The 22,253-nt window shown below is 73.7% G+C and carries 17 protein-coding genes; 8 read left to right on the top strand and 9 right to left on the bottom strand.

Features of this window, described 5'->3' with window-relative positions:
* Positions 1-158 precede the first annotated feature (158 nt).
* Positions 159-1,037, bottom strand: coding sequence for a (2Fe-2S)-binding protein (locus OG776_RS12305; RefSeq protein ID WP_329320606.1), 879 nt, complete (start codon positions 1,035-1,037; stop codon positions 159-161).
* Between the two features lie 156 nt (positions 1,038-1,193).
* Here OG776_RS12305 and OG776_RS12300 point away from each other — a divergent pair, with 156 nt between their 5' ends.
* On the top strand, positions 1,194-2,105 hold the full coding sequence (locus tag OG776_RS12300; protein ID WP_261994933.1) for a GntR family transcriptional regulator: 912 nt from the start codon (positions 1,194-1,196) through the stop codon (positions 2,103-2,105).
* A 181-nt stretch (positions 2,106-2,286) separates the two neighbouring features.
* A complete protein-coding gene (locus OG776_RS12295; protein ID WP_329320603.1) occupies positions 2,287-2,589 on the top strand; it encodes a hypothetical protein in 303 nt (100 codons plus the stop codon).
* Positions 2,590-2,771: 182 nt separating this feature from the next.
* Here the strand turns inward: OG776_RS12295 and OG776_RS12290 are convergent, their stop codons facing one another.
* Both OG776_RS12290 and OG776_RS12285 read right to left on the bottom strand, forming a co-directional pair.
* Positions 2,772-3,545 carry a hypothetical protein gene (locus OG776_RS12290; RefSeq protein WP_148013153.1) on the bottom strand — a complete coding sequence of 258 codons (774 nt, stop codon included), beginning with the start codon at positions 3,543-3,545 and terminating at the stop codon, positions 2,772-2,774.
* Between the two features lie 149 nt (positions 3,546-3,694).
* On the bottom strand, positions 3,695-5,368 hold the full coding sequence (locus tag OG776_RS12285; protein ID WP_329320600.1) for a PucR family transcriptional regulator: 1,674 nt from the start codon (positions 5,366-5,368) through the stop codon (positions 3,695-3,697).
* Between the two features lie 333 nt (positions 5,369-5,701).
* On the opposite strand from OG776_RS12285, the gene OG776_RS12280 reads away from it, so the two are divergent.
* The 5 genes from OG776_RS12280 to OG776_RS12260 all read left to right on the top strand — a co-directional run bounded on the left by OG776_RS12280 (position 5,702) and on the right by OG776_RS12260 (position 12,378).
* Positions 5,702-6,589 (top strand): FAD binding domain-containing protein, encoded by an 888-nt coding sequence (locus tag OG776_RS12280; protein ID WP_148013151.1) that lies wholly within the window; start codon positions 5,702-5,704, stop codon positions 6,587-6,589.
* Positions 6,589-7,167, top strand: a complete 579-nt coding sequence (locus OG776_RS12275) for a (2Fe-2S)-binding protein (protein WP_148013150.1) — start codon at positions 6,589-6,591, stop codon at positions 7,165-7,167. The genes OG776_RS12280 and OG776_RS12275 overlap by 1 nt, the downstream gene beginning before the upstream one ends.
* A gap of 2 nt (positions 7,168-7,169) precedes the next feature.
* Positions 7,170-9,551, top strand: a complete 2,382-nt coding sequence (locus tag OG776_RS12270) for a xanthine dehydrogenase family protein molybdopterin-binding subunit (protein ID WP_148013149.1) — start codon at positions 7,170-7,172, stop codon at positions 9,549-9,551.
* A gap of 167 nt (positions 9,552-9,718) precedes the next feature.
* The gene (locus OG776_RS12265; protein WP_148013148.1) at positions 9,719-11,176 is read left to right on the top strand and encodes an NCS2 family permease; all 1,458 of its coding nucleotides are present in this window, start codon (positions 9,719-9,721) and stop codon (positions 11,174-11,176) included.
* A 50-nt stretch (positions 11,177-11,226) separates the two neighbouring features.
* Complete coding sequence (locus OG776_RS12260; RefSeq protein WP_148013147.1) at positions 11,227-12,378, top strand: XdhC family protein; 1,152 nt, start codon at positions 11,227-11,229, stop codon at positions 12,376-12,378.
* Between the two features lie 9 nt (positions 12,379-12,387).
* Here the strand turns inward: OG776_RS12260 and OG776_RS12255 are convergent, their stop codons facing one another.
* Positions 12,388-12,861 carry an SRPBCC family protein gene (locus OG776_RS12255; protein ID WP_148013146.1) on the bottom strand — a complete coding sequence of 158 codons (474 nt, stop codon included), beginning with the start codon at positions 12,859-12,861 and terminating at the stop codon, positions 12,388-12,390.
* A 125-nt stretch (positions 12,862-12,986) separates the two neighbouring features.
* Between OG776_RS12255 and OG776_RS12250 the strand changes: the two genes are divergently transcribed.
* Positions 12,987-13,994 carry a DUF2278 family protein gene (locus OG776_RS12250; protein ID WP_148013145.1) on the top strand — a complete coding sequence of 336 codons (1,008 nt, stop codon included), beginning with the start codon at positions 12,987-12,989 and terminating at the stop codon, positions 13,992-13,994.
* Positions 13,995-14,033: 39 nt separating this feature from the next.
* Here the strand turns inward: OG776_RS12250 and OG776_RS12245 are convergent, their stop codons facing one another.
* The 5 genes from OG776_RS12245 to OG776_RS12225 form a co-directional block, all read right to left on the bottom strand.
* A complete protein-coding gene (locus OG776_RS12245; protein WP_148013309.1) occupies positions 14,034-14,810 on the bottom strand; it encodes a polysaccharide deacetylase family protein in 777 nt (258 codons plus the stop codon).
* 317 nt (positions 14,811-15,127) lie between these two features.
* Complete coding sequence (locus OG776_RS12240; protein ID WP_148013144.1) at positions 15,128-16,414, bottom strand: glycosyltransferase; 1,287 nt, start codon at positions 16,412-16,414, stop codon at positions 15,128-15,130.
* On the bottom strand, positions 16,415-17,218 hold the full coding sequence (locus tag OG776_RS12235) for an alpha/beta fold hydrolase (RefSeq protein ID WP_148013143.1): 804 nt from the start codon (positions 17,216-17,218) through the stop codon (positions 16,415-16,417).
* A gap of 2 nt (positions 17,219-17,220) precedes the next feature.
* The gene (locus OG776_RS12230; protein WP_148013142.1) at positions 17,221-17,568 is read right to left on the bottom strand and encodes an acyl carrier protein; all 348 of its coding nucleotides are present in this window, start codon (positions 17,566-17,568) and stop codon (positions 17,221-17,223) included.
* Positions 17,558-22,249 (bottom strand): polyketide synthase, encoded by a 4,692-nt coding sequence (locus tag OG776_RS12225; RefSeq protein ID WP_329320594.1) that lies wholly within the window; start codon positions 22,247-22,249, stop codon positions 17,558-17,560. Before OG776_RS12225 ends, OG776_RS12230 begins: the two co-directional genes overlap by 11 nt.
* Between the last annotated feature and the right edge of the window lie 4 nt (positions 22,250-22,253).

The raw sequence follows: 22,253 nt of genomic DNA, 5'->3' as shown, positions 1-22,253 counted from the left end.
GGACGGGAGTTGAGTGCGAATTAGATTACCCGTACGGATGGTTCAACGGAAAGTTCCTGCGGCAAGTGAGGAAGTTGTGAAGCACCTGTGACCTGAGGGGTGTCTCCGTCGAAGTTGATCTTAGGGCATCCGGGGCCCCGTGCCGACGGCGGGGCGCCTCAACCGGCGAGGGCCGCGGTCGACTTGGCGGCGCGCTCGGCGTCACAGACGCGCGGGCAGGTGGGGCAGGCGTCGTCGGGGCGCAGCGTGTAGAAGAAGCAGCAGCTCGCGCGGTCGCGTGTGGTCAGGGTCGCGCCGTCCGGGCCGGTCAGCTCGCGAAAGGCCGCGGACCCGACGTAGGGCCGGGTCGTGCCCGGCAGGAGGAGCTCCAGTTCGCGCAGCGCGCGCTCCTCCTCGCCGAGGAGGCCGGCCACGTACCAGAGGCCCTCGACGACCTCGTCGGTGGCCATGCCCCACAGGGCGCGGCCGCGGCGGCGCATCCGGGGGCCGAAGCCGCCGAGGAGCGGCTCCAGGTGCTCGGCCACCGCCGCCCGCACCTCGGCCCGCAGGGCCTCCTCGTCGGGAACGGTGCGGGCGCCGGGCAGGGTCGCCGCCGGGTCGCCCGGAAGGCAGGCGAACTCGCCGGTCCGCACGGCCATCCGGCCGAGGGTGCGCTGGAATGTGACGTGCTCCACAGGGAGCCGGGGCACGCGGCGTTCCAGGAACCACGGGACGGTGATCAGGAGGCAGGCAGGCCAGGCGTACCAGTGCAGGCCGAACGTGGCGACGACGTCCGGGCGTGCCCGCTGCCCGTAGTCCCGGACGATCTGCTCCTCGTCCCAGGCGAGGAAGGCGTCGAGCTCCGGACCGCCCGCCGCGAGCCGGGCCGCGGCCGCCCAGCCGCCGCCCTCGGGGGGCGCCTCGCCGGGTGCCAGCTCCGTGACGCTCAGCTCGGGAAGGACCTCGGTCAGCCGGGTGTAGGCGGCGGTGACGGCCGAGGGGGCCGGGCGGGCGTCCGGCCGGGCGGGGGCGCCCGTGGCCAGGGTGGGAGCGGACATCCGGTGACCACCGCTTCACGATCGTTGACAGGTAAGGCTTACCTTACCCGTAATTCCGGATGTTTGAACTGGGGCCGTGTGCGCCTATGGTGCTTGACGGACAGGTGACAACCGCCGCATTGACGCCCAAGTACCACCAAGCCCGGAGGAGGCCCCGTGGAGCAGACCGGTTCGCTGGACACGCACGGCGCCACCGGGCACGGAGCCCCCGACCCGCGTACCGCGGCCGTCCGGGTCCCCGCCCAGTCCCGGGCACCGGAGCGCGGCCGGGAACGCGGGCCGGAGCGCGGGCAGGCGCGAGGCCGGGACCGCGACGTCGCCGCGGGCGCGTCCACGGTCGGCGCGGCGGCCCGCGGTGAGCACACCCACAGCGAGACGCCTCTCCCGCCCGCTCCCGTGCGCCCTCCCGGGGAGAACCCGCCCGCCCGTACGCCGAGCGCACGGCCGGTGGTCCAGCGCACCTCGGTCCGCGGTCAGATCCTCGCCGCCCTGCGCACCGCGCTCGTCGAGGGGGAACTCGCCCCCGGCGAGGTGTACTCGGCGCCCGTGCTCGGCGAACGGTTCGGCGTGTCCGCGACGCCGGTACGGGAGGCGATGCAGCAACTGGCCTTGGAGGGCGCCGTCGAGGTGGTGCCGAACCGGGGCTTCCGGGTCGTCCGGCGCGGCACCCGCGAACTGGCCGAACTCGCCGAGATCCGCGCGCTCATCGAGGTCCCGGTGATGCTCCGTCTCGCCCGCACGGTGTCCGCCGCGCGCTGGTCCGAGCTGCGCCCGCTCGCCGAGGCCACGGTGCGGGCCGCGTCCACCGGCTGCCGCGCCACCTACGCCGAGTCCGACCGCGCCTTCCACCGCGCCGTGCTCGCCCTCGCGGGCAACGCCCAGCTCGTGCAGATCGCCGAGGACCTGCACCGCCGCGCCCAGTGGCCGCTGGTCGGCGGTCCCGTCTCCCGCGGCCGCGCCGACCTGGTCGCCGACGCCGCCGAGCACACCGCCCTCCTGGAGGCCCTGATCGTCCAGGACCTGCCGGTCGTGCAGTCCCTCGTGCGCGAGCACTTCACGGGCGCCTGAGACCCGGCGCGCGGACCCGGGCGACGGCGTCCCCGGACGGCCGGTACGTGACGTTCCGGGCCTGGACGTAACGGCTCCGTACGGGCCCGGTCGCGAGTCGCCCGGAGGGGAACCCCGACGACCCGGCCCGCGTGCCCACCGGTACACGGCGCGAGCCGACCGAGTACCGGGGGAGACACCGATGCCCGACCCGTCCTGGCAGGCGAGGCAACAGGCCCAGCAGGCCCACCGGATCCATCAGAACCATGTACGGCACCACCAGGAGCTGCACGACCGGGCGCGGGCCCGTCACACCGGCGCGTCCCGTCCGCACCGCCCCACGTCCCACGGTCCTGTCCGGGGCGCCCGGCGCGGCGGCCGCGTAGGTCTCCTGCTCCTCCTCCTGGCCGTGGCCGCGGTCGTCCACGTGGCCCACGACCCCGAACTCCGGACCACCGTCGGGACGTTCGTACGCGACCTGCTGTCGGCGGTCCAGAGGGGCTAGGGCCTCTCTTCCGGATCACGCCGGAGTCGCGGCGCCCGGACCCAACGGCGACACGCCCCGCACGCGCGGCACGCCCCACCCGCCCTGTCGGCCAGGTCACGGCATCGCCGCGCTCCGTGCGTGCCGTCGGTGTCCGGCGGGCGGGACCGGTCCCGTACGCCCGCCCGCCGGACACCGCCCGGTCAGGCGGTCGCCGCGGGTGGCGTCAACTGCCGTGCCAGCCAGGTCGGTACGCCTCCGAGGAGCCGGAACAGCCGGCCCGCCTCCGCCCGCAGCCGGGACGCCTCCGGTTCGGTCTCGGCGTCCGCGAGGGACGCGAGGGCAGGAGCGGTTCCCACCAGGTAGCCCAACTCCTCGCGGATCCGCAGGGATTCGCCGAAGCCGTGCCGTGCCTCCGCCAACTCACCCTCGCGCAGGGCGAGTCCGGCCAGATGGCGCCAGGTGAAGGAGAGCAGCAGCGGGTCGCCCAGGGCGGAGGCGCCCGCGTGGGCGCGCCGGTACGCGGCGCGGGCGGCCTGCGGGGACTGCGCGAGGTTCTCGGCGAGCAGCCCGCGCCGGAAGTCCAGGAGCGCCCGGCCCGGGGCCCCGGGGGCGATCAGGGCGGCGGCCCGGCCGAGTGCGGCCCGTGCCTCGTCCGCCCGGTCGCGCACCCCGAGCAGGGTGGCGGCGTAGGCGAGTTGTCCGCGCTCGCAGGCCGCGGCGCCCCGCTCGTCGTCGCTGCGGGCCACCGCCTCGGCGGTGCGCAGCGCGTCCTCGGCCTCCGCCCAGCCCTGCTCGGTGTACAGGCACCGCTCGACGAGCAGCGAGGCTCTCTGCAGCGAGGCCTGGGCGGTCAGGGGCTGGATCAGCGCGGCCGCGTCGACCCAGCAGGCTCGCGAGCGCAGCCGCCATACCGCGGTCTGGAGTGGATCGTCCCCTGCGTTCGTTCCGGAACCAGACATGGCGGTATGCGCCACGTTGCCCTCCCCGAGCACGCCATTGAGCTGTTGAGTGGTGGCATCTCAGCACGGATCGCGGCACCCGGCCAAGGGGCTGGGTGAAGGATTTCACAAAGTCGTGCGACAGGGGTGCCACTCGGCGACACGCGCCTCACCACCCCGTGACCTCAACTCATGCGCAGGGCCAGGAAGAAGTCGAGCTTGTCCTCCAGGCGTGACAGGTCCCGACTCGTCAACTGCTCGATACGTCCCACCCGGTAGCGCAGCGTGTTGACGTGCAGGTGGAGACGGGCGGCGCAGCGCGTCCAGGAGCCGTCGCAGTCGAGGAAGGCCTCCAGGGTGGGGATCAGTTCGGCGCGGTGGCGGCGGTCGTAGTCGCGCAGCGGGTCCAGGAGCCGGGCGGTGAAGGCCCGGCGCACGTCGTCCGGCACGAAGGGCAGCAGCAGGACGTGGGAGGCCAGTTCCTGGTGTCCGGCCGCGCAGACCCGGCCGGGGCGGGCGGCGGCGACCCGGCGCGCGTGCCGGGCCTCCTCCAGGGCGCCGCGCAGCCCCTCCGCCGAGTGCACCGCGGCGCTGACGCCGAGGGTGAGCCGTCCGTCGTCGTTCAGGCCCGCCGTCAGCGGATCGCGGACGGCCGCGAGCAGGGAGTCCGCGAGCAGTCCGGTCTCCGAACCGTCGTGCTCGGAGGAGACCGCCGGAAGGGGGACGAGCGCGATGGCCTCGCCGTCCGCGTGGGCGACGGCGATGCGGTCCGCGTGGTCGGGGCCGGTCGTCAGCGGGTCGACGAGCATCTCCTCCAGGAGCGACTGCGCGACCGGCCCGCCGTCCATCGCACCGCCGTCCCACTCGACGCGGGCCACCACCACCTGCCAGTGCGGGGCCGCGCCGAGTCCGGGCAGCAGCACCGGCGCGGCGACCCGCAGCCGGGCCGCGATCTCCGCGGGCGCGGCCGCCGACTGCACCAGTTCGAGGACCTCCTGCGCGAGGCGCCGGCGTACCGTGCGTGCCGCGTCCCGGCGGTCGCGTTCGACGGCGATCAGCTGGGTGACCCCCTGGAGCAGATCGAGCCGCTCCGCGGGCCAGTCCCCGGCGTCCGCCTCGACCGCGAGCAGCCAGTCGGAGAGCACCGTCTCGCGCACGTCGCGCCCCGCGCCCGCGGACCGTCCGGACGACCGGACCGCGAAGAGGGAGTACGCCGTCGCGCCGACCACGACGCGGTACGGGCCGCGACGCCCGGTGCGCAGGGCCGCCAGGTGCTCGGCGGCCAGCCGGGCGCACACGTCGGCGGGCGGCGCCGCCCCCGCGAGCTTCGAGCCGGCGACGGGCCGTCCGGTGGGCGACAGCACCCAGGCCCGCAGGTCCAGGTCGGAGCCGAGGAGATCGAGGACCACGTCGGGTCCGCCGCCCGCCGGGCCGGAGGTCATCATCCGCCGGTGCCGGTCCACGACGGCCGCCAGATCCCCGGCACGCTCGCCCGAGACCTGCCGTACGACGTGCTCGGTGATCGTCGCGAAGGCCACCGACTCGTTCACGGCGAACAGCGGCATGCGGTGCCGGGCGCAGGCCAGGACCAGGTCCTCGGGGATGGCGCCGAGCTCGGCCTCGCCCGCGGCGAGGGCCGTCACCCCGGCGCTCGCGAGGATGTGTACGAAGGACTCGGAGTCCGCGGCGCCGTGCCGCCAGGCGAGACCGGTGAGGACCAGTTCACCGCCCGAGAGATAGCGGCTGGGGTCCTTGAGGTCGGTGGTCATCACGCCGCGCACGGTGCGGTCGAGCTCGCCCTCGCCGCCGAGCAGGCGCAGGCCCAGCGCGTCGGTGTCCAGCAGTGCGCGCAGCCGCATTCTCGTCGCCGCCGTTCTTGTCTCGAAATCTACGATGGACCGGAAGGTGGGCTCCGGGCGGACGCGCCCGTGAGCCGTATTCCCAGGTCCCGGCAGGTGCTGGGTGTTTCACTGGGAAACCGGAGAGGTTACTGACGCCTCCCGTTCATATGAATCTACAAGATGAGTGCCCTGGCCAGCCAACTCCTTCATGGTTTCGGTGACTGACCCCGGTGGAGGACAGGCCTGTGTACTGGCCTCGATCCGCGTGAACATCTCATGAACGAGCCGGGGCCGCCGCACACGATCTGGCTTGATCGATACGACCTTCGACGAAGAAGAAGAGAGCCACTCATGGACTTCCTTCGCCCCGCCAGCTGGGAGGAGGCGCTCGCCGCGAAGGCCGAGCACCCCACCGCTGTGCCGATCGCGGGGGGCACCGATGTGATGGTTGAGATCAACTTCGACCACCGTCGGCCCGAGTACCTCCTCGACCTGAACCGCATCGGTGAGCTGAGCGAGTGGGAGGTCGGCGGGGAGAGCGTGCGTCTGGGCGCCTCCGTCCCGTACACCCAGATCATGGAGAACCTGCGCGGCGAGCTCCCCGGCCTCGCCCTGGCCTCCCACACCGTCGCCTCCCCGCAGATCCGCAACCGCGGCGGAGTCGGCGGGAACCTCGGCACCGCGTCCCCGGCCGGGGACGCCCACCCCGCCCTCCTCGCGGCCGGCGCCGAGGTCGAGGCCGAGTCGGTACGCGGCTCCCGGCTGATCCCGATCGACGCGTTCTACACCGGGGTGAAGCGCAACGCGCTCGCCCCCGACGAACTGATCAGGGCCGTCCACGTCAGGAAGGCCGACGGCCCGCAGCAGTACTCCAAGGTCGGCACCCGCAACGCGATGGTGATCGCGGTGTGCGCCTTCGGTCTCGCCCTGCACCCCGCGACCCGCACGGTGCGCACCGGCATCGGCTCCGCCGCGCCGACCCCGGTCCGGGCCGGGGCCGCCGAGGAGTTCCTGAACGCGGCGCTCGACGAGGGCGGCTTCTGGGACAACGGCAGGATCATCACCCCGTCCGTCGCCAAGCAGTTCGCGGGCCTGTGCGCCGCCGCCTGCAACCCGATCGACGACGTCCGGGGCACGGCGAGCTACCGCCGCCACGCGGTCGGCGTGATGGCCCGCCGCACCCTGACCTGGACCTGGGAGTCGTACCGCGGCGCCGCCGCCACGGAGGGAGTCGCGTAATGCGCGTCAATTTCACGGTCAACGGCCGTCCGCAGGAAGCCGACGACGTGTGGGAGGGCGAGTCGCTGCTGTACGTGCTGCGGGAGCGGCTGGGCCTGCCCGGCTCCAAGAACGCCTGCGAACAGGGCGAGTGCGGTTCCTGCACCGTCCGCCTGGACGGCGTGCCGGTGTGTTCGTGCCTGGTGGCGGCCGGTCAGGCCGAGGGCCGCGAGGTCGTCACCGTCGAGGGGCTCGCGGAGTACGCCCAGCGGCGTTCCTGCGGGACGGCAGCGGGGCCGTGCGGCACGTCGCTGGACGAGGCCAGGCGCTGGGGCGCCAAGGGCCAGGACTCGCATACCGGCGAGGGCACCGAACTCTCCCCTGTCCAGCAGGCGTTCATCGACGCCGGCGCCGTCCAGTGCGGCTTCTGCACGCCGGGCCTGCTGGTCGCCGCGGACGAGATGCTGGAACGCAACCCGACCCCGACCGACGCGGACATCCGGGAGGCGCTCTCCGGCAACCTCTGCCGCTGCACCGGATACGAGAAGATCATGGACGCGGTCCGCCTCGCGGCCGCCCGGCAGTCCGAGGCGGTCTGACCATGGGAACCACCGGCACACCCACCAAGATCACGCAGGGTACCGAGTCCAAGGGCGGCATCGGCGAGTCCACGCTCCGCCCGGACGGCATCCTCAAGGTCACCGGCGAGTTCGCCTACTCGTCCGACATGTGGCACGAGGACATGCTCTGGGGCCAGATCCTGCGCTCCACCGTCGCCCACGCCGAGATCGTGTCGATCGACACCTCCGAGGCCCTCGCGCAGCCCGGCGTCTACGCGGTCCTCACCTACGACGACCTGCCGACCGCCGTGAAGACCTACGGGCTGGAGATCCAGGACACCCCGGTCCTCGCGCACGGCAAGGTCCGCCACCACGGCGAGCCCGTCGCGATCGTCGCCGCCGACCACCCGGAGACCGCCCGCCGCGCCGCCGCCAGGATCAAGGTGGATTACAAGGAGCTGCCGGTCATCACGGACGAGGCGTCCGCGACCGCGCCGGACGCGGTCCTGGTCCACGAGGGCCGCGACGACCACCACATCGGCCATGTTCCGCACCCCAACATCGTGCACCGGCAGCCGATCGTCCGCGGAGACGTCGAGGCGGCCGCACGGAAGGCCGACTTCGTCGTCACGGGCGAGTACACCTTCGGCATGCAGGACCAGGCCTTCCTCGGCCCGGAGTCCGGTCTCGCGGTCCCCGCCGAGGACGGCGGGGTCGAGCTGTACATCGCCACCCAGTGGCTGCACTCCGACCTCAAGCAGATCGCCCCCGTCCTCGGCCTGCCCGAGGACAAGGTCCGCATGACGCTCTCCGGCGTCGGCGGCGCCTTCGGCGGCCGCGAGGACCTGTCCATGCAGATCCACGCCTGCCTGCTGGCCCTGCGCACCGGCAAGCCCGTCAAGATCGTCTACAACCGCTTCGAATCCTTCTTCGGACACGTCCACCGGCACCCCGCGAAGCTGTCCTACGAGCACGGGGCGACCAAGGACGGCAAGCTCACGCACATGAAGGCCCGTATCGTGCTGGACGGCGGCGCCTACGCCTCCGCCTCCCCGGCGGTCGTCGGCAACGCCTCCTCGCTGAGCGTCGGCCCGTACGTCGTCGAGAACGTCGACATCGAGGCCATCGCGCTCTACACCAACAACCCGCCCTGCGGCGCCATGCGCGGCTTCGGCGCCGTCCAGGCGTGCTTCGCCTACGAGGCGCAGATGGACAAGCTGGCGGACGCGGTCGGCATGGACCGGGTCGCCTTCCGGCAGCTCAACGCGATGGAACAGGGCACCCTGCTGCCGACCGGACAGCCCGTCGACTCACCGGCCCCGGTCGCCGAACTGCTGCGCCGCGTCAAGGCGATGCCGATGCCGCCGGAGCGCCAGTGGGAGAGCTCCGAGGGGGCCGACGTGCGCCAGCTGCCCGGCGGCCTGTCCAACACCACGCACGGCGAGGGCGTCGTCCGCGGTGTCGGCTACGCCGTCGGCATCAAGAACGTCGGCTTCTCCGAGGGCTTCGACGACTACTCCACGGCCAGGGTCCGCATGGAGGTGGTGGGCGGTGAGCCGGTCGCGACCGTGCACACCGCGATGGCGGAGGTCGGCCAGGGCGGCGTCACCGTCCACGCGCAGATCGCCCGCACCGAGCTCGGTGTCGCGCAGGTGACCATCCACCCCGCCGACACCCAGGTGGGCAGCGCCGGTTCGACGTCCGCGTCACGCCAGACGTACGTCACCGGCGGTGCCGTCAAGAACTCCTGCGAGCTGGTGCGCGAGAAGGTGCTGGAGCGGGGCCGGCGCAAGTTCGGCACCTACCACCCGGCCTGGGCGACGGCGGAACTGCTGCTGGAGGACGGCAAGGTCGTCACCGACGCGGGCGAGGTCCTCGCCGACCTCGCGGACGTGCTGGAGGACGAGGCCGTCGAGGTCGAGGCCGAGTGGCGGCACCGTCCGACCGAACCCTTCGACCTGCGTACCGGACAGGGCTTCGGCCACGTCCAGTACTCGTTCGCCGCCCACCGCGCCGTCGTCGAGGTCGACACCGAACTCGGCCTGGTCAAGGTCATCGAACTGGCCTGCGCCCAGGACGTCGGCAAGGCACTCAACCCGCTGTCGGTGATCGGCCAGATCCAGGGCGGCACCACCCAGGGCCTCGGCATCGCCGTCATGGAGGAGATCATCGTCGACCCCGTCACGGCGAAGGTGCGCAACCCCTCCTTCACGGACTACCTGATCCCCACGATCCTCGACACGCCGACCATCCCGGTCGACGTGCTCGAACTCGCCGACGCAAACGCCCCGTACGGGCTCCGTGGCATCGGCGAGGCCCCCACCCTGTCGTCCACCCCGGCCGTCCTCGCGGCGATCCGGAACGCGACGGGGCTGGAGCTCAACCGGACGCCGGTACGGCCCGAGCACCTCACCGGCACGTAACCCCCAGGGGCGGGGCGGCACTTGTCCGCCCCGCACCCTCCTCCGTTCGTCTCGGGCCGTCCCCCGGGTCGTGCACCTTCCCAAATCCCGCAGCCGCAACTGCGGTTCACCTCAGTCGCCACCGGCGGCTGATGCGGGTGCCCCTGTGAACCTTGGGAGTTGGCACCATGACCCACCAGTCAGTGGAACCCAGGACCGTCGCCGACGACGCGGGTGCGGGTACCCGCGCCCCGGCCGGACGGTCCTGGCTCGACCGGTACTTCCACATCACCGGACGGGGATCCACCGTCGCGCGCGAGGTGCGCGGCGGCGTCACCACCTTCATGGCGATGGCGTACATCCTCCTCCTCAACCCCCTGATCCTGTCCGGCAAGGACGCGGCCGGGAACACCCTCGGCCAGCAGGCGCTGATCACCGCGACCGCGTTCGCCGCGGCCTTCAGCACGCTCCTGATGGGCTTCGTCGGCAAGGTGCCGCTCGCCCTCGCGGCCGGACTCTCCGTCTCCGGAGTGCTCTCCTCCCAGGTCGCCCCGCAGATGACCTGGCCGCAGGCCATGGGCATGTGCGTGCTGTACGGGGTGGTCATCATGCTGCTCGTCGTCACCGGCCTGCGCGAGATGATCATGAACGCGATACCGCTGGCGCTGAAGCACGCGATCACCATGGGCATCGGCCTGTTCGTCGCTCTCATCGGCTTCTACAAGGCCGGCTTCGTGCACCAGGGCAAGGCCACCCCCGTCACCCTCGGGGCGACCGGCGAACTCGCCGGCTGGCCGGTGCTGCTCTTCGCCGTGACCCTGCTCGCCATCTTCATGCTCCAGGCGCGCGGCGTCCCCGGCGCCATCCTGATCGGCATCGTCGGCGGCACCGTACTGGCCGTGGTCCTCAACGCCCTCGGCGTCATCGCTCCCGGACAGTGGGCGAGCGGCGCGCCCGAACTGCACGGCAGCGCCGTCTCGATGCCGGACTTCTCGCTCTTCGGCGACGTCGAGTTCGGCGGGTGGGGCGACGTGGGCGCGATGACGGTCGGCATGATCGTCTTCACCCTCGTCCTCGCCGGGTTCTTCGACGCGATGGCCACCATCATCGGCGTCGGCACGGAGGCCGGACTGGCCGACGCGCAGGGCCGGATGCCGGGACTGTCCAAGGCGCTGTTCATCGACGGCGCCGGCGGAGCGGTCGGCGGGGTCGCCGGCGCCTCCGGCCAGACCGTCTTCGTCGAGTCCGCGACCGGGGTCGGCGAAGGGGCCCGTACCGGCCTCTCCTCCGTCGTCACCGGCCTGTTCTTCGCCGCCTGCCTCTTCTTCACACCGCTGACCGCCATCGTCCCCGGCGAGGTGGCGGCGGCGGCCCTGGTCGTCATCGGGGCCATGATGATGATGAACGCCCGCCATGTCGACTGGGCCGACCGCGCCACGGCGGTCCCGGTCTTCCTCACCGTCGTGATCATGCCGTTCACCTACTCCATCACCGCGGGCGTCGCGGCCGGAGTGCTCTCCTACGTCGCCGTCAAGGCCGCCCAGGGCAAGGCCCGGGAGATCGGGGCGTTCATGTGGGGCCTGACGGTGATCTTCCTCGTCTTCTACGCCCTGCACCCCATCGAGAGCTGGATGGGCGTCCACTAGACGCCCGCCCCGAGACCCTCCCCGCAACCGCCGCCGAAGGAGACCGAGACATGCTGGACATCGCCGAGGAGCTCCACCGCTGGGCCGCGCAGGGACGCGACTTCGCCGTCGCCACCGTGGTGGCCGTCGGCGGCAGCGCACCCCGCCGCCCCGGCGCCGCGCTCGCCGTCGACACCGACGGCACGGCGATCGGCTCGGTCTCCGGCGGCTGCGTGGAGGGCGCGGTCTACGAACTGTGCCGACAGGCCCTGGAGGACGGCGAGAGCGTCCTGGAGCGCTTCGGCTACAGCGACGAGGACGCCTTCGCCGTCGGTCTGACGTGCGGCGGAGTGATCGACATCCTCGTCACCCCGGTCCGGTCGGGCGACCGGACCCGGCAGGTGGCGACCGCCGCGCTGGCCGCCGCCGTACGGGGAGAGACGGCGGCCCTCGCGCGGATCGTGAGCGGTCCCGCGGAACTGCTCGGGCGAGGGCTGCTCGTCCGTCCCGACGGCTCGTACGAGGGGGGCCTCGGCGCCCACCCGGCACTCGACGGGACCGTGGCCGCCGAGGCGGGCGCCTTCCTGGACGCGGGGCGGACCGGGACCCTGGAGATCGGCGAGCAGGGCACCCGGTGCGGAGCGCCGCTCCTGGTCCTGGTGGAGTCCTCGGTGCCGCCACCCCGGATGATCGTCTTCGGCGCGATCGACTTCGCCTCGGCGCTGGTGCGCATCGGCAAGTTCCTCGGCTACCACGTGACGGTCTGCGACGCCCGCCCGGTCTTCGCGACCGCCGCCCGCTTCCCCGACGCCGACGAGATCGTCGTGGAGTGGCCCCACCGCTACCTGGAACGCGCCGAGGTCGACGCGCGGACCGTCCTGTGCGTCCTCACCCACGACGCCAAGTTCGACGTACCCCTGCTCCGTCTCGCCCTGCGCCTGCCGGTCGCCTACGTCGGCGCGATGGGGTCCCGGCGGACGCATCTGGACCGCAACGCCCGGCTGCGCGAGGTCGGTGTCACGGAGCTGGAACTCGCCCGCCTCCGGTCGCCCATCGGCCTCGACCTGGGCGCCCGCACCCCCGAGGAGACGGCGCTGTCCATCGCCTCGGAGATCGTGGCGGGCCGCCGCGGCGGCAGTGGCGTCTCCCTCACCGGGGCGCACACGCCGATCCACCACGACACGACGCCCGTCCCGGTCCGCAGGATCGGATCGCTCGCCTGACCCGGGCGGTCACGCCGAGGGCGACCCGGGAGCACGCCGCGGGACGGGCTCCCGCAGCAGACCGTCCACCGCCCGCCCGAACATCCACCGGCCCGCCCACGCCAGCGGCCGGTCGCAGATCCCGGGCAGCCACCGCACGCGCAGATCCTCCCGCCACAGCACCCTTGAGCCCCCGCCGGCCGCCGGCCGCACCTCGATCTCGGCCCACCCCGTGACGAACGTGCCCCGCTTGACCAGCCGGCACCGGCCCGCCGCCGCTCCCCGGGGCGGCTGCCAGTCGACGACCTCCATCGGGTCGTCGAACGCCACCGGTCCCACCCCGGACCGGGCGACGAACACCGTGCCCTCGCGCGTCGGCGGCGCGGTGACCACCTCGACCCGGGTCAGCGGCACGACCTCCGCGTGCCGGGGCCACTCGGTGAGACGGCGCCAGGTGTCGGCGGCGGAGGCCGGGGACACGCGTTCCAGCAGGAAGAGGACCACGGGGCGATCGTAGGCGGCCGGACGCCCGGCGGATTCCCGCGCGGCCGGACGAAAGGGCGCGCCGCCGACCTACCATTCCCTCACGGAAGGCCGAACCGCGTTGTCTTCAGGGGGAGTTGACCGACATGCCATTGAAGGCCTACGGCGTACTGATCACCCGGGCGGTCGATGTCCGGCGCGAGGGATCCACCGGCACCCCGCACTACCAGATCCATCTGACGGACGATCAGGGCACGCATTACCGGGCGGCGGTCAACGTGCGGTCCCAGGAGGAGCCCTCCGAGCTGCTCTACCTGGTGGCCGACGACCTCCGGCATCCGGTCACGGAGCGCCTGGAGGGGCTGGCGTCCGGCTGGCACACGCTGCCGCCGGGGCCGGACGGCCCCAACCTGGACTTCGTGCGCGGCAACCTCTTCGACCCGGCGGCGATGCGCTCTCTCCCGCCGGACGCGCAGGGCCCCGACAACGACCTGGCGGATCTGCTCGACCACTACGTGCGGCGCGCCGTGGCCGATCCGGCCGCGCGGATGTACGTGTTCGGCGAGCGCTTCGGACCCGAACCCGCCGTCCGCGACAAGGTCTTCGGCTTCCTGCCCGGGAACGGCGTCCACGACATCCACATGAACCAGGGCAACAGCGGGCGCTTCCGGGGCGACGACGGTGTCTGGCAGGACGGCGGCCTGCTCCTGCACTTCCCGGCGCAGTCCCGCTGGGTCGGGATCTTCCTCGCCTTCCAGAGCCAGGCCTGGCACACCGACGACATCACCGGTCACACCCTCCCGGTGGACGGCCCCCGCCCCGACCGGGAAGCGCCGCCGGTGCGCATCCTGGCGGCGCTGGCCAACCCGCGCGGTCCGGCCCCCGAGTCCGAGACCGTCACGCTCCTCAACGCCTCGGCCGATCCCCTCGACCTCACCGGCTGGCGCGTCGCCGACCGGCTCGGGCACGGCTGCGCGGTGCCGCCCGGCCCGCTCGCCCCGGGCGCCTGTCTGGTGGTCCCGCTCACGGACGGGGTCCTGCTGGGCAATCAGGGCGGACGGATCACCCTGCTCGACGCGCACGGCCTCAAGGCCGACGGCGTCTCCTACACGGCGGAGCAGGCCGGGCGGGAGGGCTGGACCGTCGTCTTCTGAGCGGCCGCGCGGTCCGGTACGGGCCGGACCCGGGCCGCGTCAGGGGCGGTAGACCGTCCCCGGCTTCGGCTTCCCGGGCGCCAGCAGCTGGGGCACGGTCACGAACACGTAGCCGCGCTCCTTGAGCGCGTCGATGATCCCGGGGACCGCGGGCACGGTACCCGGGTAGAGGTCGTGCAGCAGGATGATCCCGTCCCGGCCGGACTGCTTCAGGACGCGCTCCTTGATCACCTCGGGGTCGTACGTCTTGTAGTCCTTGGCGGTGACGCTCCACAGCACCTCCGAGAGACCCATCTCCTTGCAGATCTTCTGCACGGTGTCGTCGGTCCGCCCCTGCGGCGGCCGCATGAGGGTGGGCCGGTGTCCGGTGAGCTTCTCTATCGCGTCGTTCGGGCGGCGCAGCTCCGCGCGTATCTCGTCGGGCTCGATCCGCGTCAGGATCTTGTGGTCCCAGGTGTGGCTGGCGACCTCGTGGCCCTCGGCGGCCATCCGTCGGACCAGCTCCGGGTACTTCTCGATGTGCCGTCTGCCGAGCAGGAAGAAGGTGGCCGGGACCTTCTTCTCCTTCAGGATGTCCAGCAGCTTCGCCGAGTGCTCGCTCGGTCCGGCGTCGAAGGTCAGCGCGATGCACTTGGCCTCGCGGCAGTCCACGGTCCCGAACCGTGCGGCGGCCGCCGCGGTGCCGGACGCGGTCTGTGCGCGGGCGGCCGCCGGGGCGGTGGTGTGGACGGTGGTGCACCCGGTCAGCGGCAGTGCGAGCGCGGCGGCCGCCACGAGGGCGGCCGCCGGACGGAACCCGGGGCGCGGTCTTTTCATCTTCCTGGTCAGCAGAGGCATGCGGCGACTATACCTTTGGTGTATACATCCTATGTATACAGGTGTGCGTGTCCCTGACCACACTCGTCGCGGCCGCCGGTGGGACACGGACCGGTGCGGGGTGCGGTGCGCGGCACGCGGTGCCCGGCGTCGCGTCCGGAGAGGCGGCCTCCCGACCCTGGCGCGGGTCGTGGGCGCCGGCCGGCCCGGGGCCGCGGACTGCCACGGGGGAGTCTGGGCCCCGTGAGCGCCTCGGCCCGCGTTCCGGTCCGCGACGTGAGTTCGCCGGGGGCGAGTCGGCCGGCGGCGTCAGGCGGTCAGCCGCGGGAGTGCGCCAGGGACACGAGATGGTCCGCGGCGGACTCGCCGCCGCCCGCCGCCCGGAAGGACTCCCCGACGGCCTCGGCCGCTTTGCGGTGACCTCCCGCCGGGTCGAGCACCGCCTCCACGGCGGCGCCGATCCTCGCGGCGTCGGCCCTGCCGAACCGCAGCCGTACCCCGGCACCCGCCGCCACGACCTGGCCGGCGACGATCGGCTGGTCGTCCCGGATCGGTGCCACGACCAGCGGGACACCGTGCCACAGCGCCTCGCACACGGTGTTGTGACCGGCATGGCAGACGACCGCGTCGATCCTCTCCAGCAGGGCGAGCTGGGGCACGTGCGGGCGTACGAGGAGATGCCCGGGAAGCCCGCCCCCGGCCCCGGCCGGTCTGCGAGGACCGACGAGTCCGCCGGGACCGACGAGTCCGCTTGGCCCGCCGTGTCCCCCGGGACCCTGGCGTTCCCCGGAACCCACGAACGCGCCGGGATCGACGACTCCGGCGGGGTCGACGAGGACGGTCCGTACCCGGTCGCCCAGGGCAGCCAGCGCCCGCGCGGCCGCGTTCAGGAAACGGGCCCCGGCCTCGTTGTTGGCGGTGCCGAGACTGACCAGGACGGTGGGCAGCGCCGAGGCGTCCAGCCACTCCCAGGGGAAGTCGTCGTCGCCCGCCGGCCGGGCGGTGACGGAGGGACCCACCAGCCGGACCCCGTCCGGGAGTCCGACCGGACCGAGCAGCGCGCGCGTGGTGTACGCGAGCACGCCGTACGGCGAGAACCGGGGGTCGGCCCTGCCCTCGACGCCCCCGACCCGGTCCCGCAGGTCCGCGAGCAGCCCGTCCAGCCAGGCGGCCACCTTGGGCATGGCGGCCAGCGGATCGACCAGTTCGGCGGAGGTGGTCGCCGACGTCACCCAGGTCCGCCCGAGCGACTCGGCGACCAGCGCACCCGCCACCGCCTGCTGGTCGCAGACGACGACGTCCGGGTCGAAGCCGCCGATCGCCGCGCGCACCCCGGGGGCCATGGCGTCGGCCAGCGGGACGAGGAAGCTCTCCCAGAGAAAACGGAAGGCCGCGGGGCCCTTCAGACCGGCGGGCCGGGGCGGCACGTCGCCGGGGAGCGCGCACGGGTGGACGACGGCGTCGGCGCCCGCGAGCTTCCGGACCAGATCCGGGTGGCCGGCCCAGGCGACCTCGTGGCCGCGGGCCGTGAGCGCCGCCGCGGTGCCGACGGCGGGGTTCACGTGCCCGACCAGCGGCGGCACCACGAACAGGAACCTGCCCATCTACCGGGCCTCCCGCAGGGTGTGCGCCTGCTGGTCCAGCAGCCAGTCGCGGACGAGGACGTACGTCTCCTCGGTGGCCTCCACCAGCACCGAGTGGCCGCGGTCGGGCAGCACGACCGTGCGGCAGTCGGCGAGCGCGGCCTCCAGCGTCCCGGTCTGCGCGCTGAGCCGGGACGCGCCGCCGAAGACGGCGAGGACCGGGCAGCGGATCGCGGACAGGTCCTCGTCGAGGAGGGCGCTGAGCGGGATCTCCCGGGCCAGCGCGGTCTCGTCGAGCACCCTGCCCGCCGCCCGGAACGGCCGGGCGTTGCGCTCGCCCGGGTTCTCCCGCAGCCACTCGGTGACCTCGCGGACGACCTGGCCGCCCTGCTCCCCGACGAGGCCCTCGTACATGTTGTCCGCCCAGGCCCGGGCCGGCGGTTCGGCCTCGATCGCGACGACCCCGGCGACCCGTCCGGGATGCGCGGCGGCCATGGCGTACGCGACGGCACCGCCGAAGGAGTTGCCGACCAGCCGCACCGGGACGTCGACCCCCAGTGCGTCGAGCAGTTCGTCGAGGTCGCGCACGAAGTCCTCCATCCGGTAGCCGGTCGCCGGACGGGTGGTCCTGCCGTGGCCGCGCAGGTCGTACATGACGACGTCCATGCCCTCCTCGGCCAGCCGCGGCGCGAGGCTGAAGTAGTAGCTGGCGAGGCTGTCGATGAGCAGGCCGTGGATGAGCACCACGACCGGACGCGGGACGCGGGGGTCGTGACCCAGCCGCTGGACGTGGACGTCGATGCCGTTCACCCGGAGCGTCGTCACGGTCAGCGCACCTCCGCGACGGCGAGCGTGTCCACCACATGGCCGACGAGATCACCGACGGTCAGACCGATGATCTCCTCCAGCCCGCGGTCGGCGATGAACGCGGCGAAGTTGACGCGCTCGCCGTAGAACTCGCGCAGCTGGGCGGAGAGCGTGACCAGGTCGATGCTCTCCAGCTCCAGGTCGTCGTGGAAGGACGTCTCCATGGTGATCTCGAAGTCGTCGAGCCCGTACTCCTCCAGTACGACGCGCAGGATGGCCGAGAGGTCCGCGAGGACGGTCGCCGCGTCCGGGGCCGGTGCCGGTGCCGACCGGGGGTCCGTTCCGGGGCCTTCGAGGTCAGTGGTCATCTTCGCTCTCCTGGTCGTTGACGGCCGTCCAGGCCACGACGTACTCGGTGCCGGGTCCTGTCGACGGCTGGGGGGCGGTCAGCGCGCAGTGCCGTACGCGGTGGTCCTCGCCCGCGACGCGGACGGTCAGGCGGGTGTCGTCCGCCGCGGTGACCTCGAACCGTTGGGGCTCGCCGCCGAGTCCGGTGCCGCGCGCCTTCGCGACGGCCTCCTTGGCGGCCCAGAAACGGGTGAACCAGAGCCGCTCCGCGCCGGACGCGGAACCGGTACCGGACTCCTGCCCGGCGACGGAGCCGTGCCCGGCACCGGGTCCGTCCTCGTGCCGGGTGTCGGGTCCGTGGCCGCCCCCGCACCCGCCTCCGGCGTCGTGCTCGCGCCCGGCACCGGCCGCCGTCCGCCGGACGAGCGTCCCGAGCAGCGCTCGCTCGCGGGCGCCGAGGGCGACGGCGAGGGTGGCGGCGGGGCGGTCGGTCACTTCCTCGATGTCGATCCCGCAGGGCCCGTCGGTCCTCGCCATCGCGACGGCCGTGGTCCCGCGGTGGGCGATCGAGACGTGCAGCGCGGGCAGTGTCCTGCCGTAACCGCCGTTCACCCGCGGCCGGCCGCTCGGCTCGTTCGACACCCGGATCTCGGCGGGATACAGGGGGCCCGCGCCCCGGTCCCAGAGCAGGTGACGCACCGCGTCCTTGACGGCGATCCGGCCGAGCAGCCACTGCCGCCGGCCGCGCGGGGGGTGCGCCCCGTACTGCCGGCGCTCCTCGCCCGCGAGAATGTTCCGCATGATCAGCTCGCGGGTGGCCAGATCGGGCCACTCCTCGTGGAGCAGGGCCCAGCCGCCGGGCCGCATCCGTGACAGCGTGTACCGCTCGGGCTCCCGGTCCACCGCGCGGATCCACGGGTTGCTGTCGAAGCGCCGGTCCTGCCAGCCGCTGAACTCGGCCCACACCCTGCCCCGGTGGACGAGCTGCATATCGGCTTCGAGGCCGCTGTCGGTGACGGAGGTGATCCGGACGAGGCACTCCAGCCGCTCGCCGGCGGCCGGATGCGGGCCGTGGAAGCGGATCTCCCGCATGCCCACCGGGAACACCGTGGTGCGCACCGGCAGTCGGGACATGATCCAGTAGCCGAGGAGCTGTCCCACGTTGTCCAGCAGGGCGCCGGGCGCGGGCGGAGTGACGAGCACTCCGCGTACGTGCCGGTCCCCGACCGCGGTCAGTTCGGCCAGGCCCTGGAAGAGGGGACCGTGGAACATCCAGCGGCGGGTGTAGAGCTCGGCGGCGGTGAGCTCGGGCCTCTCCTCCTCCGCCGCCGGAAAGGTCCAGGGCCGCGCGGGAGGGAACAGTCCGTGTTCCGGGGCGAGTTCGACGCGGGCCTGGGCGTAGGGGCCGAGCGAGGCGGCCACCCGGTCCGGTCCCTCGGGGACGACCCGTACGGGGATGTCGACCGGCGGCACGGCCGTGATCCACTGGTGCAGCCGCACGTCGTGGACGGCGACGGCGCGCCGGCCGGGCGCGGCCCGCTCGGCGTACTCCATGAGATGGGCGATCACGGTGGTGCCGGGCACCACCGGCCACCGGTCGGCCGGGTCGGCGTGCGCGGGCTGCCGGAAGAAGCAGTGGTCCAGCAGGTACGGCATGCTCTCCACGGAGACGTGCAGGGTCGCTTCGAGCGGCCGCGGTCCCGGGGGCGGGGCGGGCGTACGAGGGGCGGGGACACCGGCGTCCCGGGCGGCCGACGCGGACGGGTACCGGGCCACGCGGCCCGCCGTCACCACCTCCGAGGCGAGCGCCGTCGCGTCCCGCAACAGCGCCGACAACTCGGCCCCGAGCACGCCGTGTTCGTTCAGCGCGCCGAGTTCCGCGGGCGTCGCGGCCGGGGTGTGGTGCCGGGCCAGCGCGGCGGCCACCCGGTCGCGGGTCGCCGCGTCCAGTGAGACGTTCGCACCGCCGAGGTCCAGTCGTACCGGCCGCGCCGGCCGCCGGCCGGTGCGGGCCGGTGCGGGGACGGCCTCCGGCGGCCCGCCGAGCAGCGGGGCGAGATCGGGCGTCGCGCCCTCCGCCCACAACGCGCTGACCACCCGGTGGAGTTGGGACAGACCCGAGCGGTGCGGGGAGTGCGCGGGGACCACCAGATGGTCGCGCCCGTGCAGGGTGTCGGCGATGAGGGAGCCGAGCTGTCCGGCACCGAGCTGGACGAAGGCGCGGAAGCCCGCCGCGTACATGGTGTCCACCAGCGGCCGGAAGCGGACCGGTTCGAGCAGGTGGCGGACGAACAGCTCGCGGATCGCGGCCGGTTCGTCCGGGTACGGGGCGACGGTCGTCGCCGACCACAGCGGCAGCGCGGCCGGGCGCAGGGTGTAAGCCTCGGACGCCTTCCTGATCGGGTCGAGGTAGGGCTCCAGCATCGGGGTGTGGAACCCGGAGCGGAACGGCAGGATCTGCGAGACCACCGCCCGGGAGCGGAAGACGCCGACGAGCGCCGCGACGGCGGGTTCCGGGCCGCAGATCATCGACTGGTTGGGGGCGTTGTCGTGCGAGAGCACCACATCCGTACGGCCGGCCAGTTCCGCGAGCACCTGACCGGCGGGGGCGCCGATCGCGGCGAACGCCAGCCCGGGCACGGTGAGGGCGTCCGGGTCGAAACCGTCGAGGAAGGCGTCGACCTCGTCGGGCGGATGGATCCCGGCGACGGCCATCGCGGTCCACTCGCCCAGGCTGTGCCCGGCGAGGGCGTCCGGCACCACACCGAGCCGGCGCAGCGCCGCGTCCAGGAGCCGCCCGAGCTCGAAGACCCCGGTGCCCTGCCGGCCCACGTGCCCGACCGTCGCGTCGGTGACGGCGGCGGACCAGGGAAGTCCGAAGTGGGCGGCGATGTCACCGGAGTTGGGCACGAACTCGGCCTCCAGGCCGGGGAAGACGAACGCGAGCCGGCCGCCGCCCGGGCCCAGCAGCGGCCGGGGCGCGAACCACACGTCGTTGCGGCCCCGCCAGCCCTTGCCCTTGGCGACCGCCTTGCGGGCCAGTGCCAGCCGCTTCGCGGTGGGCCCGACCACGGCGAGCCGCACCGGATCGGCGCCGGGCGCGGCGGCCCGCTCGTCGAGACCGAGGGCGAGCAGCGCGGAGTCGGACCGGTCGAGCAGCGCGGCCATCGCCGCCGGTGTCGGCGCGGTCAGCCGCAGTACCCGTTCCGGCTCGTGGACCTCCAAGGCCGGTCCCGTCCCGCGGACCGCCGCCTGTTCGAGCACCACGTGCGCGTTGATGCCGCCGAAGCCGAAGGCGTTGACCGCGGCCCGGCGCACCGGCTGCCGGTCGTCCGTCCGCCAGGGGCGGGCGGCGCCGATGGGCGCGAACCGGGTGCGGGCCAGCGCCGGGTGCGGTGCGTCGCAGTGCAGGGTCGGCGGCAGCACCCCGTGGTGGACGGCGAGCGCGGCCTTGATCAGCCCGGCGATCCCCGCGGCGGGCATGGTGTGCCCGATCATCGACTTCACCGAGCCGATGACGGCGGACGGTCCGGCGGCGGGCGCCTCCCCGGTCGGTCCCGGGGCGGCCCGCTCGTCCGGGGGCGGGCCGAACACCTCGGCGAGGGTGGCGAGTTCGGTGCCGTCGCCGGCCGGGGTCGCGGTGCCGTGCGCCTCCAGGAGCCCGATCGAGCCGGGTGCCGCCGGGTCGAGCCCGGCGGCCTGCCAGGCCTGGCGCACCGCCCGGACCTGGCCGCCCGAGTCGGGCGCCATCAGACTGCTGGTCCGGCCGTCGGAGGCGACGCCGGTGCCTGTGATCACCGCGTAGACCCGGTCGCCCGCGCGCTCGGCGTCGCTGAGCCGCTTGAGGACGACCACCCCGGTGCCCTCTCCGATCAGCACCCCGTCCGCGTCCTTGTGGAAGGGCCGGATGCGCTCGCTCGGGGAGAGCGCGCCGAGCTGGCTGAACACGCTCCAGAAGGTGATGTCGTGGCAGTGGTGCACCCCGCCGGCGAGCATCACGTCGCAGCGTCCGCCGCCGAGTTCACGCACCGCGTGGTCGACGGCGATGAGCGAGGAGGCGCAGGCGGCGTCCACGGTGTAGGCGGGGCCGCGCAGGTCGAGCCGCCCGGCCAGCCTGGACGCGGCGAGGTTCGGCACCAGCCCGATCGACGACGCCGGTGCCTCCGGGCCGAGCCGGTCGGTGAACGCCTCCCGCACCGCCTCCAGTTCGTCGCCGGTGAGGCCGGGCAGCAGCTCGCCCAGGGTGCGGACCAGCTGGCTCGCGGTCCGCACCCGCTGGTCGAGCCGGACCAGGCCGGGGGTGAGGTAGCCGCCGCGCCCGAGCACCACGCCGACCCGGTGCCGGTCGGCGGGCAGCCGGTCCGCGCCGCCCGCGTCGGCGAGCGCCTGCGCGGCCACCCGCAGGGCGATGAGCTGGTCGGGCTCGGTGGCGGGCACCGCGGCCGGCATGATCCCGAACTCGGTGACGTCCAGCTCGGCCAGTTCGTCCACGAAGCCGCCGCGCCGGCAGTAGACCCGGTCCGCGCGGGGTTCCGCGCCGGGCGCGTAGTACTCGTCGGTGTCCCAGCGCCCCGGGGGCACCTCGGTGATCGCGTCGACGCCGGAGACGAGGTTGTGCCAGTAGGTGTCGAGGTCGGGGGCGCCGGGGAAGAGCACCGCCATGCCGACGATGGCGACGGGTTCGGCGCGTGTGTCCGTCATGCCG

This window comes from Streptomyces sp. NBC_01689, assembly GCF_036250675.1.
Lineage (GTDB): Bacteria > Actinomycetota > Actinomycetes > Streptomycetales > Streptomycetaceae > Streptomyces.
Note: the sequence above shows the minus strand (reverse complement) of the source record. Positions and strands in the feature narration are given on the sequence as shown.

Bases quoted from the DNA above. Each gene is read 5' to 3' on its own strand.
- OG776_RS12245 (WP_148013309.1), bottom strand. From the start codon at position 14,810: ATGAAAAGACCGCGCCCCGGGTTCCGTCCGGCGGCCGCCCTCGTGGCG.
- OG776_RS12225 (WP_329320594.1), bottom strand. From the start codon at position 22,249: ATGACGGACACACGCGCCGAACCCGTCGCCATCGTCGGCATGGCGGTG.
- OG776_RS12240 (WP_148013144.1), bottom strand. From the start codon at position 16,414: ATGGGCAGGTTCCTGTTCGTGGTGCCGCCGCTGGTCGGGCACGTGAAC.
- OG776_RS12275 (WP_148013150.1), top strand. From the start codon at position 6,589: ATGCGCGTCAATTTCACGGTCAACGGCCGTCCGCAGGAAGCCGACGAC.
- OG776_RS12265 (WP_148013148.1), top strand. From the start codon at position 9,719: ATGACCCACCAGTCAGTGGAACCCAGGACCGTCGCCGACGACGCGGGT.
- OG776_RS12260 (WP_148013147.1), top strand. From the start codon at position 11,227: ATGCTGGACATCGCCGAGGAGCTCCACCGCTGGGCCGCGCAGGGACGC.
- OG776_RS12285 (WP_329320600.1), bottom strand. From the start codon at position 5,368: ATGCGGCTGCGCGCACTGCTGGACACCGACGCGCTGGGCCTGCGCCTG.
- OG776_RS12270 (WP_148013149.1), top strand. From the start codon at position 7,170: ATGGGAACCACCGGCACACCCACCAAGATCACGCAGGGTACCGAGTCC.
- OG776_RS12250 (WP_148013145.1), top strand. From the start codon at position 12,987: ATGCCATTGAAGGCCTACGGCGTACTGATCACCCGGGCGGTCGATGTC.
- OG776_RS12305 (WP_329320606.1), bottom strand. From the start codon at position 1,037: ATGTCCGCTCCCACCCTGGCCACGGGCGCCCCCGCCCGGCCGGACGCC.
- OG776_RS12230 (WP_148013142.1), bottom strand. From the start codon at position 17,568: ATGACCACTGACCTCGAAGGCCCCGGAACGGACCCCCGGTCGGCACCG.
- OG776_RS12295 (WP_329320603.1), top strand. From the start codon at position 2,287: ATGCCCGACCCGTCCTGGCAGGCGAGGCAACAGGCCCAGCAGGCCCAC.
- OG776_RS12280 (WP_148013151.1), top strand. From the start codon at position 5,702: ATGGACTTCCTTCGCCCCGCCAGCTGGGAGGAGGCGCTCGCCGCGAAG.